Annotated in this window: 13 protein-coding genes; 3 read left to right on the top strand and 10 right to left on the bottom strand. The window is 64.1% G+C overall.

All coding sequences use genetic code 11. The features are described from left to right. Positions 1 to 2: 2 nt before the first annotated feature. On the bottom strand, positions 3 to 926 hold the full coding sequence (locus C2U70_RS00295; protein WP_140975863.1) for a c-type cytochrome: 924 nt from the start codon (positions 924 to 926) through the stop codon (positions 3 to 5). Between the two features lie 154 nt (positions 927 to 1,080). Here C2U70_RS00295 and C2U70_RS00290 point away from each other — a divergent pair, with 154 nt between their 5' ends. Together C2U70_RS00290 and C2U70_RS00285 are read left to right on the top strand one after the other, a co-directional pair. Further along, positions 1,081 to 1,503, top strand: a complete 423-nt coding sequence (locus C2U70_RS00290) for a CHRD domain-containing protein (protein ID WP_140975862.1) — start codon at positions 1,081 to 1,083, stop codon at positions 1,501 to 1,503. A 261-nt stretch (positions 1,504 to 1,764) separates the two neighbouring features. Continuing rightward, positions 1,765 to 2,241, top strand: a complete 477-nt coding sequence (locus C2U70_RS00285) for a Crp/Fnr family transcriptional regulator (protein WP_140975861.1) — start codon at positions 1,765 to 1,767, stop codon at positions 2,239 to 2,241. A 25-nt stretch (positions 2,242 to 2,266) separates the two neighbouring features. Here the strand turns inward: C2U70_RS00285 and C2U70_RS00280 are convergent, their stop codons facing one another. Beyond that, entirely contained in the window at positions 2,267 to 2,953 is a 687-nt protein-coding gene (locus C2U70_RS00280) for a Crp/Fnr family transcriptional regulator (protein WP_246666624.1), read from the bottom strand. A 529-nt stretch (positions 2,954 to 3,482) separates the two neighbouring features. On the opposite strand from C2U70_RS00280, the gene C2U70_RS00275 reads away from it, so the two are divergent. Beyond that, on the top strand, positions 3,483 to 3,797 hold the full coding sequence (locus C2U70_RS00275) for a hypothetical protein (protein ID WP_140975859.1): 315 nt from the start codon (positions 3,483 to 3,485) through the stop codon (positions 3,795 to 3,797). Between the two features lie 63 nt (positions 3,798 to 3,860). Here the strand turns inward: C2U70_RS00275 and C2U70_RS00270 are convergent, their stop codons facing one another. From C2U70_RS00270 to C2U70_RS00235, 8 genes are all read right to left on the bottom strand, one after another. Next, on the bottom strand, positions 3,861 to 5,852 hold the full coding sequence (locus tag C2U70_RS00270; protein WP_246666623.1) for an AI-2E family transporter: 1,992 nt from the start codon (positions 5,850 to 5,852) through the stop codon (positions 3,861 to 3,863). Between the two features lie 274 nt (positions 5,853 to 6,126). Next, positions 6,127 to 6,576 (bottom strand): cytochrome c, encoded by a 450-nt coding sequence (locus C2U70_RS00265; protein ID WP_140975858.1) that lies wholly within the window; start codon positions 6,574 to 6,576, stop codon positions 6,127 to 6,129. A gap of 114 nt (positions 6,577 to 6,690) precedes the next feature. Then, positions 6,691 to 9,000 carry a xanthine dehydrogenase family protein molybdopterin-binding subunit gene (locus tag C2U70_RS00260; protein WP_140975857.1) on the bottom strand — a complete coding sequence of 770 codons (2,310 nt, stop codon included), beginning with the start codon at positions 8,998 to 9,000 and terminating at the stop codon, positions 6,691 to 6,693. A gap of 170 nt (positions 9,001 to 9,170) precedes the next feature. Then, positions 9,171 to 9,554 carry a DUF1127 domain-containing protein gene (locus C2U70_RS00255; RefSeq protein ID WP_140975856.1) on the bottom strand — a complete coding sequence of 128 codons (384 nt, stop codon included), beginning with the start codon at positions 9,552 to 9,554 and terminating at the stop codon, positions 9,171 to 9,173. A gap of 267 nt (positions 9,555 to 9,821) precedes the next feature. Further along, the gene (gene murJ, locus C2U70_RS00250; protein WP_140975855.1) at positions 9,822 to 11,351 is read right to left on the bottom strand and encodes a murein biosynthesis integral membrane protein MurJ; all 1,530 of its coding nucleotides are present in this window, start codon (positions 11,349 to 11,351) and stop codon (positions 9,822 to 9,824) included. Between the two features lie 43 nt (positions 11,352 to 11,394). Then, positions 11,395 to 12,546: a DegT/DnrJ/EryC1/StrS family aminotransferase gene (locus C2U70_RS00245; protein WP_186293976.1), complete on the bottom strand. Its 1,152-nt coding sequence runs from the start codon at positions 12,544 to 12,546 to the stop codon at positions 11,395 to 11,397. A 51-nt stretch (positions 12,547 to 12,597) separates the two neighbouring features. Then, positions 12,598 to 13,602: a Gfo/Idh/MocA family protein gene (locus C2U70_RS00240; RefSeq protein ID WP_140975853.1), complete on the bottom strand. Its 1,005-nt coding sequence runs from the start codon at positions 13,600 to 13,602 to the stop codon at positions 12,598 to 12,600. Positions 13,603 to 13,785: 183 nt separating this feature from the next. After that, a partial coding sequence (locus C2U70_RS00235; protein ID WP_140975852.1) for a cupin domain-containing protein occupies positions 13,786 to 14,249 on the bottom strand: 464 nt, incomplete at its 5' end.

Genomic DNA, 14,249 nt, shown 5'->3' with positions numbered 1-14,249 from the left:
GGCTAACTTCCGGGCTGTTTCCGCGGCGGCGGCTTCGGGCCTTCGACCGGCGGCAGCGATTTCAGATAGGCGGCCATCGCGGCGCGGTCTTCGCTAGTCAACTGCGCGAGGTTCTTGATCACCGGCCGCATCGCGCCCGAGGCGCTGTCGCCCTCGGGCATGTCGCCGGTCTCGAGGAAATCCGCGATGTCCTTTTCGCTCCACTCCCCGATGCCCTTTTGCGTGATGTTGGGCACCCAGCCCTCGCCTTCCGGGTTTGGCCCGCCGGCAAAGCGCTGCGCCGTGACGAGACCGCCCAGGAAGTTGCGCGGGCTGTGGCATTCGGCGCAATGGCCAAACCCGTTCACGAGATAGGCGCCGCGATTCCATTGCGCGGATCGCGCGGCATCCGCCATGAACGGCTTGTCGTCCATGAACAGCAATTTCCAGATGCCGACATTGCGGCGGATGTTGAACGGGAACGGCAGATCGTGATCGCGCACCCGGCCCGACACGGCCGGCAGCGTCTTCAGATAAGCAAAGAGGTCGCGCACGTCGTCGATTTTCGCGCGATGATACGATGTATAGGGAAACGCCGGAAAATATTGCGCTCCGTCAGGCGAGACGCCGTTCAGCACGGCGTTGACGAATTGGACCTCGCTCCAGCGCCCGATCCCGTCGGCCGCGTCAGGAGAAATGTTCGGCGCATAGAAGGTGCCGAACGGCGAGCCGATCGCCAGGCCGCCGCCCAGCCGCAAACGATCCGGTTGGTTCGGCACGGCGTGGCATGACGCGCAGCCACCGGCGTTAAAGACCTGCTGCCCGCTGACGAGATCGGGCGCGCGGGAGGCCGCCGGCAATGCGAACGCCGCAGGTGTGGTGAGCCACCAATAGAAACCGAGCGCCGCGGCAGCGGCCAGCAGAACGGCAAGGAGCATTCGTCGCATTCATACGACCTTCATCGAACCCAGGCGAACATAGGGGGCATGCCGCGATCGCTCCAGCCACGAATAATTTAGATGGCTCGGCTGTAAGGCGGGAATAAATTCCGGATCTCACTGTTTGGAAATTGTCACCATTGGCGTCAACCGGGAGAGAACCATGAAAAAAGCCCTTTTTGCCACTTTCGCCTTCGCAGCCGCCGTTGCGTTCGCCGGCCAGGCCGGCGCAGCCGACGCGCTGAAGGCTACGCTGGACGGCAAATCCGAAGTGCCGGCGACGACCACCGGCGGCACCGGATCGGCAGAGCTGTCGTTCGACCCCGCCAGCAAGAAGCTGACCTGGACCGTGACCTATTCCGGCCTGTCGGGCCCGGCGACCGCGGCCCATTTCCACGGGCCGGCCGAGGCCGGCAAGAATGCCGGCGTCGCAGTTGCGATCCCGAATGCCGGAACGAGCCCGGTCAAGGGCGAGGCGACTCTGACCGACGCGCAGGTCGCCGACCTCATGTCCGGCAAGTACTACATCAACATCCACACCGCGGCGAACCCGGGCGGCGAGATCCGCGGCCAGGTCATGAAGTAAGTGATGCAGTAAGCGCTGCGGCGCACGTCCAGAACAAGAAGCCGGACGCTCGCAAGGAGCGGCCGGCTTTTTCATGTTCGGCCGAAACTCAGCACAAATGCGGATTGCTCGTGCGTCCCTTGTAGCCCGGATGGAGCGTCAGCGTAATCCGGGGTGCGGCGCTTCGGGCACGATCCCGGATTACGCTGACGCTTCATCCGGGCTACGTGGCGTCCCGCTGGGCTCGCTTGCCGCCGCGAGGCGCGAGCGTATATTGGCGCGATGGCTGTCAGCTCGCCCGATCTGAAAGCATTTTTGCTCGCCACGCCCTTCTTTGGCGGGCTTGCGGATGCGAGCCTCGAACTGCTCGTCTCCATGCTGGTCGAGCGCCGCTTCGATGAAGGCGCCACCGTCGTCGCGGAAGGCGATCCCGGCCGCTCGATGTTCATCGTACACTCAGGCGAGCTCGTGGTGAGCAAGCGCGGCGACCCGGAACACGCCATTCGCATCTCGTCGCTCGCACCGGGCGATTTTTTCGGCGAGATGACGCTGATCGAGATGCAGAACCGCTCGGCCACGGTGGTCGCCCAAAGCCCGACCGTGCTCTATGAGCTCACGGCCCGCGAGCTCTACGCCTGCTACAAGAAAGACATTCAGGCCTATGTGATGGTGCTGCAGAACATCAACCGCGAGCTTTGCCGGCGGCTGCGCCGCGCCGACAATCGCATCGCGGAGCTGCTGCTCAGCGACAACCGATGAGGCGGGTTGGCGCGTCTCCGCCGTGTCATTCTGTCGGCTTTTCGTCCCTTTCCAGATGAGGCTTTTCGTACAGGACGGCGTTCAACAGGGAGCGATGCACCTCGATCTTTCCGTTGTAGCTGATCAGTCCCAGCCGGCGAAATTTATTGAGGAAGAAGCTCACGCGGGACCGGGTCGTTCCGATCATCTCCGCCAGCGTTGCCTGATTGATCGAACCGTCGATCGGTGTCGGCCTTCCGTTCTTGCCGAAATTTGCCAGCAGGAGCAGAAGGCGTGCGAGCCGCTTCTCGCTCGAATTGAACAACTGGTCGATCAGATCTTCTTCGATACGGTTGCTCCGGGTGACCAGGTAGGCCACGAAAAGCTCCGAAAACTTCGGCTCCCTGCGGAGCGCCGCCAGCATCGCTTTCCGCGTGATCGAGGTGATCACGCACTCCTCGATCGCCTTCGCCGTTCCAATACGGACCGCCTGGCCGTTCAGACATCCCTCGCCAAAAAACTGCGCCGGCTCCAGGATGCCGACGACGGCTTCCTTGCCCTGCTCGGAAACGACGGTCACCTTGACCTTGCCCGACTGGATATAGAATAGCCGGTCCGCTTCATCGCCTTGCGAGTAGATGATCCGGCCCTTGCGATATTTAGATATCGTTTTTCCGTTCCCGACCTTGGCTAGAAAGGCTTGAGGGTTGAACGGCCGCTTTGCAGGCTTCACGAGCCCCTCCTTTGGACTAGCGATGCCTAGATATTAAATCTGGTATGTGGTGGTCAATATTGACCAGCCGGCCAACTTCCACGGTGTGAAAATCAGAGCTCAGCGACCGACGTTCAGCAGTGCGTTGTGCGCCCGCCTGGTCAAATGAGAGGGCTGACATGCCCAGGTCTCAAGCATTCACAACCGGCCCGCCCCTGAGCGCGATAGAGCGCCCGCGCTGTCAGCAATGCCATACCCGCACCAACCTGGTGTGCATTGCAGCGGGCCCCGCGGGCTACGAACTTCGCACCTTCGAGTGCTCCAGATGTGACTACGTCCATCGAACCCTGGTGGTCAGCGATCCCATGAGCGGCGACGCGAAAGGGTGGCTCCGCGGCGAGCTCAAGTCCCCCGACTAGTTTTTGCCATGGGAGATCAAGATGCAATATACCTCCCCCCTGTCCCCGTTATCGCCGCACGCGAGATGCGACCGTTGCTGCGGCGTGGCCGTTGTCCAGCCGATCGCGCCTTCGCGACCGGGAGACGAGCATTGGACGCTGCGCTGTCGAAGCTGCGGCCACATCCAGGACATGCAAATCGAAACCGGCTCCTCGCAATCCGAACCGGTCGTTTGGTTCGGCCGCGATTTGCATTGAACAAGGTAAGGCCAATCGTGCGCAACAAGGCGAAGGTCGCCCATCTGACGGCGGACCATCTGGACCAGCAGGCCGATGCGCGGGCCAGCGAGGCAAAGCAACTGCCTGAGGGAGAGGCGCGGCAGAATGCACTTCGTAACGCCGCGCAGTTGAGGATCTACGCCGCGATGAAACGCGCGCTCGCGCCACGGGCCGCAAAATCAAAATAGCGGGGCCGATCGAAGCGTGCTGCATCTTCATGGGAGTGCAGCGGCAGCAGGCGTAGACAGCTTTCACGCCGCGACGATTGCAGAAGCTTCCGGCCTGGACTCCGCCTGAGATGCATCCGTCACACCCGTGGCCTCGATGCACAGCTTGACCGCATCGCCGAGGCTCGCGGCAACGAGATCGGCTTTCGCATTCTCCCGCAACGCTTCCAGCGCAGCGGGGTCGATGTCCCGGATCCAGCAGCCCAGGATGATGATCGCCTTCGGCAGCTTGCGCCTGAGACGCCGGACGGAATAGCGCATGTGCGCCGGTCCACTCGAATCGAGATAGACGAGGCAGACGACCGCAACGCCGGTGGTCTCGAGCCGGAAGACGTTCGTGGTGGAGAGCGCTTCCGCACCTTCGATCCGCGCCGCGAGACCATGGGCCGTCGAAAGCTGGGCCAGCATGATCGCGGCCGCTTCATCGACGAGACCGCGTCCGGCCATGCAGAGAACGGGATGCTCACCCTGCCAATCCGCCGGCAAGCTTTCCTTGCCGAGAACCGGCAAGTTTTCAAACGCCGCATTTTCCGCGACACTTTCCACCGCGGACGAGGCTTCTGCGTCGGTGGTGGGATGGATTTTGGTCGGCGGCCGGTCATCCTGGTCGGCGAGGTCGCTGGCGAATTCCCTGACGGCGTCCCTGATCTTGGCAAGGCGCACCTGATCGAGCGCGCCGCGCTCGGCATCCAGTTGCGCGAGCTGCAAGCCCTTCAAGGCAACCTCGTCGTAGTATGAAGCGAGAGAGCGTTCCTTCAAAAACTCCTCGGCCTTTTCGGCAGCTTCCGCCGGGTCCCCCGCCAGCATGCGCTGGTAGAAGATTTCGGGCGGAGACAACGCCGGTCGGTCCCCGAACATGACGTCGAGGAATTCCAGGCGCTCCACATGACGCCCGAGCACGACAAGGCACACCGTCAGAGGCGTCGCGAGGACGAGCCCGATCGGCCCCCAAAGTGCGGTCCAGAATGTCGCCGCCGCAACCACGGCGACCGGGGAAAGCCCGGTGCTGTGCCCGTAGACCATCGGCTCTACAACATGGCCGACGATCGGCTCCACCGTCAGAAACAGCGCGAGCGTCCACAGCAGCATCGACCAGCCGGGATCGACGGCGACGGCGAGCGCAAGCGGGAACGCGGCCGCGATGACGGCACCGATATAGGGGACGAAGCGGAGCACCGTCGCCAAAATGCCCCACAGGATCGCGCTCGGTGTGCCGATCAACCACAGGCCTAATCCGATGACGATGCCGAAGGCGCTGTTCAGAATGAGCTGGGTCAGGAACAGCCGGCTGAGGCGCCCCGCCGCGTCGTCGAGCGCCGCCGTGGTGCGCTGGAGGTCGTAGGAGCCGGCCAGCCGGATGAGCCTGTTCCGGAGATCCTCGCGTTGCAGCAGAATGAAGATGACGAAAATGATGATGATGAAGGTTGTCGCGAGCGGATGAACCAGCGGGGCGATCAAGGTCCGCAGGCTCTCCAGCGCGCCCGGGTCGGGCTGGCGCACTTCCACCGGAACGGGCGCCTGTGGTCCCGCGGCATTGGAATTGAGGATCGCGTTCGGCGCACGCGCGGGCGCGGCCTCTTTCGGCTTGTCGATTTCCTTGCCGAGATCCTTCAACATGTCGGAGGCGCGCTCGAGCGTCCCCCTCCCGGCCTTCGTATCCCGGATCGACTGGATCTTTTCGCTGATCGTCGATTGATAGCGCGGGAGATCCCCGGCGAGTTGGGTCAATTGCGTGGCGAGAAGACTGCCCATCGCAAAAATGAACGCGAATGCGAGGATGGCGACGCTGACGACCGCCAGCACGCGTGGCACCCGGATACGCTGCAGGATCACGACGAGTGGTGCCAGCACGAAGCTGAGCAGGATCGCCAATGCAATCGGCACGAAGATTTCGCGACCGAAATAGAGCATTGCAATGATGATCACTGCAAGGATCGCGGTCGCGACCGCGCTGAGCAGTGCCATGAGCTCTTCGGTGGAGCGCGCCTTGAACGGTTGCCCGATTGCAGGCCTCATCTGATGTCCATCACCCCGGGGAACAAGCCCTATGAAAAAGCCGCCCGGGCATGACTCCGCGCGGCCTTTGTAACGACTGCCGGTTTCCCGGTTCCGCCGCTGGATACACAACAGGTGAGTGAGCCGAAGGTTGCCGGCTGAGGCAAAGAAATAAATGACGGTCGGCAAATCGCGGCCTATTCGCGCACAGCCCGGGCGCGATCGCGATCCTGCCGTGCGGAGTGCCCGCAACGGGCAGTCCCGGCCGGCTGACAAAACCCGCGCTGAAGGCCGCCTACTTCAGCTTCAGCCGATACGTCTCGTGGCAGTCGTTGCAGCGGTCATTGATCGTGGTGTAGGCCGCCTTCAGGGTTGCGACGTCCTTGATCTTGCCCTTGACGTCGGCGAGCGCCTTCTGCACCGGCGGGATCTTGGAGTCGAAATCGGCCTTGTTCTGCCACACCTTCGGCGACGAGCCGTAGGTCGCGTTGACGACGTCCTGCTTCGGATTGATATCGAAAGTCTTGGCGATCTTGGCGACGCTCTCCTCCAGCTCGGCGAGCGCCTGGTCGGCCGCCTTCTGATCGTAGGGGATGTCGCCCTTGGTCATCTTGAGGATGACGCCATACATGGCCTTGGCTTGCGCGCGCATCAGATTGTCCTGCTGAACGGCAATCTCCTGCTGCGCCATCACGGCGCCCGCACCCAGCAACAGGGTGCCCATGACCACAATCGTCCGCTTCATTGAAAGTCTCTCCGGCTCGCAGGTGTTGACGATGCGGGCCTCACCCGCGCGGAGTTCGGCCTTCGCTGAATAGAACCCCGCGGCGGGATTTTATTCCCGCGCGGAGATCGAGATTTAAAGGCTGTGACGGCGATGATGCTCGTGGATGGCGACCCACACCCGCTCCGGCGTCGCCGGCATGTCGATATGGTCGATCTTGTACTCGCGCCAGAGGCCGTCGACGATGGCGTTGACCACGGCCGGACAGGAGCCGATCGCGCCGGCCTCGCCCGCCCCCTTCACGCCAAGCGGATTGGTCTTGCAGGGAACGTTGTGGGTCTCGAACACGAAGTCCGGCCCGTCGGCCGCCCGCGGCAGCGCGTAGTCCATATAGGTCGCCGTGATGAGCTGGCCGTCGCTGGCGCCGTACACCACCTGCTCCATCAGCGCCTGCCCGATGCCCTGCATGGCACCGCCATGCACTTGCCCAGCGAGCAGCAGCGGATTGAGCGTCTTGCCAAAGTCGTCGACGATGACGTAGTTGACGATCTTGATGATGCCCGTGGCAGGATCGATCTCGACCTCAGCCAGATGCGTGCCGTTGGGATAGGTGCCGTCGGCGCTGGCAAAGGTCGCGCTGCCGTTCATCTTCGAGGGATCAGCGCCGGGCCGCTTGGCGAGATCGGCAAAGCTGATCGAGCGGTCGGTGCCGGCGATCCTGATCATGCCGTCCGTGATTTCGAGGTCTCCGGCGCTGGCTTCCAGCGCCTGCGCCGCGATCTCCTTCAGCTTCTGGCCGAGCTCGGCCGTGGCTCGCTGCACGCTGACGCCGCCCGAAGGGATCGAGGCCGAGCCGCCGGTGCCCAGCCCCGTCGCGATCTCGTCGGTGTCGCCCTGGTGCATATGCACGCGCTCCGGCGCGAGACCAAACTGCTCGGCGACGATCTGCGCATAGGCCGTCGCGTGGCCCTGCCCGCTCGATTGCGTGCCGATCAGAATCGTGACGTCGCCATTGGGATCGAGCCGCACGTTGGCGGTCTCCTCACCCATCACGCCGCAGATCTCGACATAGCTCGCAAGGCCGATGCCGCGAACCAGCCCCTGCTTCTTGGCGGCCTTGGCGCGCTTCGGAAACTCCTTCCAGTTGCCGATCTCCATCGCGCGCTTGAGATGCGCGGCGAAGTCGCCGGAGTCATACACCTTGCCGGTGGCGGTCTTGTAGGGCAGCGCCTTCGGCTGGATGAAGTTCTTGCGGCGGATGGCGTCGGGCGTCATGTCGAGTTTGCGCGCGCAGGCATCGACCAGACGTTCGATGACGTAAGCGGCTTCCGGCCGGCCCGCACCACGATAGGCGTCAACAGGTACGCTGTGCGTGAACACCGTGCGCACCCGGCAGTGGAACGCCTGAATGTCGTAGAGGCCCGGCAGCATGCCGGCGCCGCCATGCGGGATGTAGGGCCCGAAGGTCGAGAGATACGCGCCCATGTCGCCCATGAGGTCGCAATCCATCGCCAGGAATTTTCCGTCCTCCGCCAGCGCCATTTTTGCCGTGGTGACGTTGTCGCGGCCCTGCGCATCGCCCATGAAATGCTCGGAGCGGTCGGCGGCCCATTTCACAGCCTTCTTCAGCTTTCGGGCCGCGACCGCCATCAGCGCATATTCGCGGTACGGGAACAGCTTTGTGCCAAAGCCGCCGCCGACGTCGGGGCAGATCACCCGCATCTTGTCGGTGGGGATATTGAGCACGTTCTGGCAGAGGATGTCGCGCAGGCGGTGGCTGCCCTGGCTGCCGACGGTAAGCGTGAGATGATCGCGCTTGGCGTCGTATTCGCAGACGGCTGCGCGGGTCTCCATGAAGCTCGCGACCACGCGCGGATTGACGATTGCGATCTCGGCCACCGCATGCGCCTTGGCAAAAGCGACTTCGGTCGCCTTCTTGTCGCCGATCGAGACGTCGAACAGCACATTGCCGGGCTTGTCGGGCCAGACCTGCGGCGCGCCCTTCTTGACGGCATTGACGACGCCGGTCACGGCCGGCAGCGGCGACCACTTGACCTCAACAGCCTCGATGGCGTCGCGCGCCTGGTCGATGGTCTCGGCCACCACGAAGGCGACGGCATCGCCGACATGGCGCACCTCATCCTTGGCCAGGATCGGGTATGGCGGGCCTTTGAACGGGTCGGTTTCGAGATTGAACAGGCACGGCAGGTCGCCGAGATCCCCGACCTCAGCGGCGGTCAGGACCAGCGCGACGCCGGGCAGCGCGCGGGCACGGCTCGCATCGATGGTGAACTTGGCATGCGCATGCGGCGAGCGCAGTACCAGGCAGCGCAAAGCGGCCGGCGGCGCATAGTCGTCGGTGTAGCGGCCCTTGCCGCGGATCAGCGCGTCGTCCTCCTTGCGAAGCACGCTTTGACCGACGCCGAACTTGATGGGAGCAGCCATCTTGTCTCCGTTTCCTATTGGTTGTTTTGCCGCCATATTGCAGCGGAAAAACGGATAGCGCAAACGGCTTTCCCCATACCCATTGGTCGCAGGGCAAGGGAAAGCGTCGCCCCGCGCGCATGGCGGGGCGAGACCTGGTGTCACGAAGCCGGCAAGTGGCGGCTTGTCGATCACATCACGCCACGGCTCCAAAAATACGCCGTACTGTCTCTGAGCGTATCGATGGCTCGTTGAGGTGTGAGGTAGTCGATCTCGGCGCGCGTCAAGCCGATATCCATCAGCTCCCTGTCGCTCAGCTGATGAAGGGCAGTGTTCAAGCGCTGGCGCCGGCGCCGCTCTAGAAACGCAAGCCAATATCGCCCAAGCAGGCCCAGGACGTTTCGCGTCGATGCGGCGCCTGGTCGAGCTGCCTCCGTTTCCGAAATCGCCATCGACGCATTGAGGCGTGCAGCCTCGCGCATCACGCCCTTCGGCAATGCGCTGGAGGGCTTGATGCGGAACGCTGCGGCATCGCGCCCGGCCTCGGACGCGATGGTCGTCTGTTGGGGTGGCATGGGATGCTCCTGCTGTTGTGCCGGCAGGGAGCGTGGCCAAACAAAAGGCCCCGTCCGATGCCGGCGGGGCCTGGTGAAAAGGTGTCGTCGTCAAATCCCTAGCGCGCGACTCCTCCCACCGCCCAGCCGAAGCGGGTCACATGGTTGCAGTTGAGGGTGCGCCACGATTTGATCATGCGGCGCCGATTACCACGGCAATCGAGCAAAATCAAGGGATGTGCGGAATTTCCTTGCATCCTGGAGGCGAATAACCCGTTGAGGTTCGGCCTAGCCGCGCACCAGCGAGACCAGCCAGCGACGACCGAACAGGACGAGGATCGCGAGCGCATAGACGATCGTGCCGCCGACTGCGAGCAGCGCCAACGTCAATTCGTCCCGGAACGGCTGCGTGGGAGCGAGATGGGTCGCGCTGAGGCGCGCGATCAGCCAGAAGGCCGCGGCGAGCACGACACCGGTCAACAGGAATTTGGCAAGCGACATCAGCCAGGCGCGATCGAGCACAAGGAAGCCGCGCCGCACGGCGAAGAAGAGCACCAGCAGCAGATTGGTCCAGACGCCGACGGCAGTCGCCAGCGCGAGGCCGATCTGGGCGAGCGATCCCATCAGGGCCACCTTCAGGGCGACGTTGACCGCGATGCCGGTCAGCGACGCCCGCACCGGCGTTGCCGTATCCTTGCGCGCATAGAAGGTCGCGACTGCGCTGCGGATCAGCACGAACGGGATCAGCCCGATCGCATAGGCCGCGAGTGTCGCGCCGGCGGCGGCGGCATCGGCCTTCGAAAACGCGCCGCGGGCAAACAGCGCGCGCATGATCGCGTCGGGCACGGTGATGAAGGCCGCCACGAACGGGATCGAGAACAACAGCGTGAAATCGAAGGCGCGGCGCTGCGCCGTCATTGCGCCGTCGTGGTCGTTTGCCGTGATCCGCCGCGACATCTCGGGCAGCAGCACCGTCCCGATGGCGATGCCGATCACGCCGATCGGCAATTGATTGAGGCGGTCGGCATAATACAGCGCCGACAGCGCGCCTGCGGGCAGGAAGGTCGCGATGATGGTGTCGGCGAACAGCGCAACTTGCGTTCCCATCGATCCCAGCGTCGCCGGTCCCAGCGCCTTGAAGAAGCTGCGGACGTCCTCGTCGAGCTTGAGCGGCGCAAAGCGCGGCAGGCCGCCGTGGCGGGCGAGATCGCCGGCGAGCAGGAAATATTGCAGGAAGCCGGAGATCAGCACGCCCCAGGCCGCGGCGTGCCCCGCCGTCGGAAACCAGGCGGCGACCGCCAGCGTCATCATCATCGCGATGTTGAGGAAGATCGACGCTGCCGCGGCGCTGGCAAAGCGCTGCATCACGTTGAGCATGCCGCCGTAGAGCGTCACCAGTGTGATCAGCAGCAGATAGGGAAAGGTGATCCGCGTCAGCTCGATCGCGAGCTTGCGCTGCTCGGCATCATCACCAAAACCCGGCGCGAGGATGCTCATGGCCTGCGGCATGAACAGCCAGGCGAGGATCAGCAGCACCACCTGCGAGGCCAGCAGCAGCGTGAAGATGCGATCGGCGAACAAATGTGCGGCCGCCTCCCCCTTCTCGCCATGGACATGGGCATAGGCCGGCACCCAGGCCGCGTTGAACGCACCCTCGGCAAAGATCGCGCGAAAATGATTGGGCAGGCGCAGCGCGACAAAGAAGGCGTCCGCCACAGGCCCCGCGCCCAGGATCGCCGCGAGCATGATGTCGCGGGCAAATCCCGTCAGCCGCGAGAGCAGCGTGTAACCACCGACCGTGAAGATGCGTCCGAGCATCCATCTCTTCTAGAGGAAGAGAGGGCGCGGCAAAACGGCGAAATCAGGTTGAAATCGCGCCGCGCACAGCGGCGATGATTCGTTCCTGGGCGGCCTCGTCGAGATAGGCGTGCATCGGCAGGCTGATGACGTCCTGCGACAGGCTTTCGCAGCCCGGCAACCCGCCGTCGGCGACCGGATACTGCTTGTAGGCGGTCTGCTGGTGCATCGACTTGCCGTAGTAGATCGCGGTCGGCACGCCCTGAGCCTTCAACGCCGCGGCAAAACTGTCGCGGTCGGTGCCCTCAGGCAGGCGGATCGTATACTGCGCCCAGACCGAGGTATTGCCCGGTGCCAGACGCGGCACGGTGACCAGGTTGGACAAGCCGCGCGCATAGCGCTCGGCGACCTTGTTGCGGGCGGCGATCTCGTCATCAAAAATCTTCAACTTCTCGAGCAGGATCGCGGCCTGCATGGTGTCGATACGGCCGGTCAGCCCGAGGCGGACATTGTCGTATTTGTCCACGCCCTGCCCGTGCACGCGGATGCTGCGCAGCGTTGCGGCGAGTTCGTCGTCCTCGGTGAAGATCGCGCCGCCGTCGCCGAAGCAGCCGAGCGGCTTTGCCGGGAAAAAGCTGGTCGTGGTCGCAAGCGCCAGCGTGCCGAGCTTGCGGCCCTTGTAGCTCGCGCCAAAACCTTGCGCGGCGTCGTCGATCACGAACAGGCCTTCGTCCCTGGCGATCTCGGCGATGGCGTCGTGGTCGGCGGGCTGTCCGAACAGATCGACCGGAATGATGGCGGCCGGCTTCAGGCCCGCCTTCCGCGCGGTCGCGATGCCGCGCTTCAGCGACTCCGGGCTCATGTTGAAGGTCGCTTCGTCGACGTCGACATAAACTGGCGTCGCGCCGGTCCGCGCCGCCGGCGAGGCGGTCGCGATGAAGGTGAAGGACGGACAGAACACGGCGTCGCCGGGGCCGATATTCTTCGCCATCAGCACCATGAGCAGCGCATCGGTGCCGCTGGCGCAGCCGATCACGTGCCTGGCACCGCAATAGGCCGCGAGTTGCTTCTCGAGCTCGGCGACTTCAGGGCCGTTGACGAACTGGCAATGGTCGAGAACGCGCTTGACGGCCGCATCGAGCGAGGCGCCGAGCCGGCTGCGCTGCGTGGCGAGGTCGATGAAGGGAATGGGATCGGAACGCAAATGCTGGTTCATGGCGCCTTGCACGTTGTCTTGCACGGTTGGAGCGTTCGACATGGATACGGATCAGCCGGCGACGCGGCGCGGTCCCTTGCGGGTCGCGGATGCCGCAGCCGGCCGGCTCGGCGTCTCCAGGCAGCGCGTGGCGATTTCGAGGCTGGCGACGCCCTCGTCGCCGGTCACCGCCGGCGTCTCGCCGTGGCGGACGGCGTTGAGGAACGAGATCAGTTCGGCCCGCAGCGGCTCGTCATGGCCGACCGGCAGATGCCGCATCGAATAGCTGCCGTCGGGCTTGAAGCCGAAGCATTCGGTGACCTGGCGCGTCAACAGATCGCCCATGACATATTTGCCGCGGGTCGCAACCGTCACGCTGCGCGCCTTGAACGGCGTCAGCCAGTTGGTGTTGATGTGGGCGAGCACGCCGTTGGCGGTGCGGAACTGCAACAGCGCGATGTCCTCGCGCTCGGCGACCGCGCTCGACAATTGCGGCTGCACCTCGACGATGTCTGATTCGGTGAACCAGCGGATCAGGTCGATGTCGTGCACGGCGAGGTCGATGACCACGCCGACATTCGACATGCGCGGCGGGAACGGGCCGACGCGGGTGATCGCGATGGAAAGAATGTCCTCGCCCGCGATCGCGTGCTTGACGGCGGCCACGGCCGGATTGAAGCGCTCGACATGGCCGACCATCAGCGTGACGCCGGCGGCCTGCGCCGCGGTCACGATCTCGCGGCCCTCCTCGACCGTGGAGGCGATCGGCTTCTCGACGAGCACGTGCACCTTCTTGGCGATGCAGGCGAGCGAGATCTCGTGATGCAGATGGGTGGGCGCTGCGATGGTGACGGCATCGACGCCTTCGGCAAAGAGCTGGTCGAGCGTCTCGAAGCACACGCAATTAGCGAGCTCGGTCGCGCGCGCGCGGTGCGCCGGCGACGGATCGACGACGCCGACCAGGCTGACGCCCGGCAGGCCTGCGAGCACGCGGGCATGGTTGCTGCCCATGACGCCCGCGCCGATGACGCCGACGCGCAAGGCCGCCTTGACGGCTGCTGACGCTTTGGAACTCATGTGTTCGAACCCCGATTCAACGCAAATCCCCGGCCACCCTCCTAGCACGTCGCCACAAATGTGGCGAATGCCGAGATACCCTGGCGGACACGATTTGATTCAAAAAGTTACACGTTCCCCGGGCCTTAGCAGCAGCTTTTGGCGCCGAAAACAGGGCCCGGATGGCGTGATTCGGAGTGCTGGTTACGACCTTTGATAGTCGTCTTCAATCCGGATGATGTCGTCTTCCCCGAGATAGGAGCCGGTCTGGACCTCGATCAGCTCCAGCACGATTTTACCGGGGTTCTCCATCCGGTGCACCGCGCCCATCGGGATGTAGATCGACTCGTTCTCATGCACCGTCTTGACCGTTTCATTGACGGTGACGCGCGCAGCACCGCGGACCACGATCCAGTGCTCGGCGCGATGATGGTGCTTTTGCAGCGACAGCCGCCCGCCCGGCTTCACCACGATGCGCTTGACCTGGTGGCGCTCGCCATTGTCGACCGACTGATAGCTGCCCCAGGGGCGATGCACCCTAAGATGCTCTTCGGTCACCTTCGGCGCGACCGCCTTCAACTTCGTGACGAGGCGCTTCAGCCCGTTGGCATCCTTCTGGCGCGAGACCAGGATCGCGTCGGCGGTCGCGACCACGACGAGATCGTCGA

It is taken from the genome of Bradyrhizobium guangdongense, assembly GCF_006483445.1.
Lineage (GTDB): Bacteria > Pseudomonadota > Alphaproteobacteria > Rhizobiales > Xanthobacteraceae > Bradyrhizobium > Bradyrhizobium guangdongense_A.
This window is presented reverse-complemented; position numbering and strand designations above follow the sequence as displayed.

Bases quoted from the DNA above. Each gene is read 5' to 3' on its own strand.
- C2U70_RS00295 (WP_140975863.1), bottom strand. From the start codon at position 926: ATGCGACGAATGCTCCTTGCCGTTCTGCTGGCCGCTGCCGCGGCGCTC.
- C2U70_RS00290 (WP_140975862.1), top strand. From the start codon at position 1,081: ATGAAAAAAGCCCTTTTTGCCACTTTCGCCTTCGCAGCCGCCGTTGCG.
- C2U70_RS00285 (WP_140975861.1), top strand. From the start codon at position 1,765: ATGGCTGTCAGCTCGCCCGATCTGAAAGCATTTTTGCTCGCCACGCCC.
- C2U70_RS00270 (WP_246666623.1), bottom strand. From the start codon at position 5,852: ATGAGGCCTGCAATCGGGCAACCGTTCAAGGCGCGCTCCACCGAAGAG.
- C2U70_RS00265 (WP_140975858.1), bottom strand. From the start codon at position 6,576: ATGAAGCGGACGATTGTGGTCATGGGCACCCTGTTGCTGGGTGCGGGC.
- C2U70_RS00260 (WP_140975857.1), bottom strand. From the start codon at position 9,000: ATGGCTGCTCCCATCAAGTTCGGCGTCGGTCAAAGCGTGCTTCGCAAG.
- C2U70_RS00255 (WP_140975856.1), bottom strand. From the start codon at position 9,554: ATGCCACCCCAACAGACGACCATCGCGTCCGAGGCCGGGCGCGATGCC.
- murJ (WP_140975855.1), bottom strand. From the start codon at position 11,351: ATGCTCGGACGCATCTTCACGGTCGGTGGTTACACGCTGCTCTCGCGG.
- C2U70_RS00245 (WP_186293976.1), bottom strand. From the start codon at position 12,546: ATGAACCAGCATTTGCGTTCCGATCCCATTCCCTTCATCGACCTCGCC.
- C2U70_RS00240 (WP_140975853.1), bottom strand. From the start codon at position 13,602: ATGAGTTCCAAAGCGTCAGCAGCCGTCAAGGCGGCCTTGCGCGTCGGC.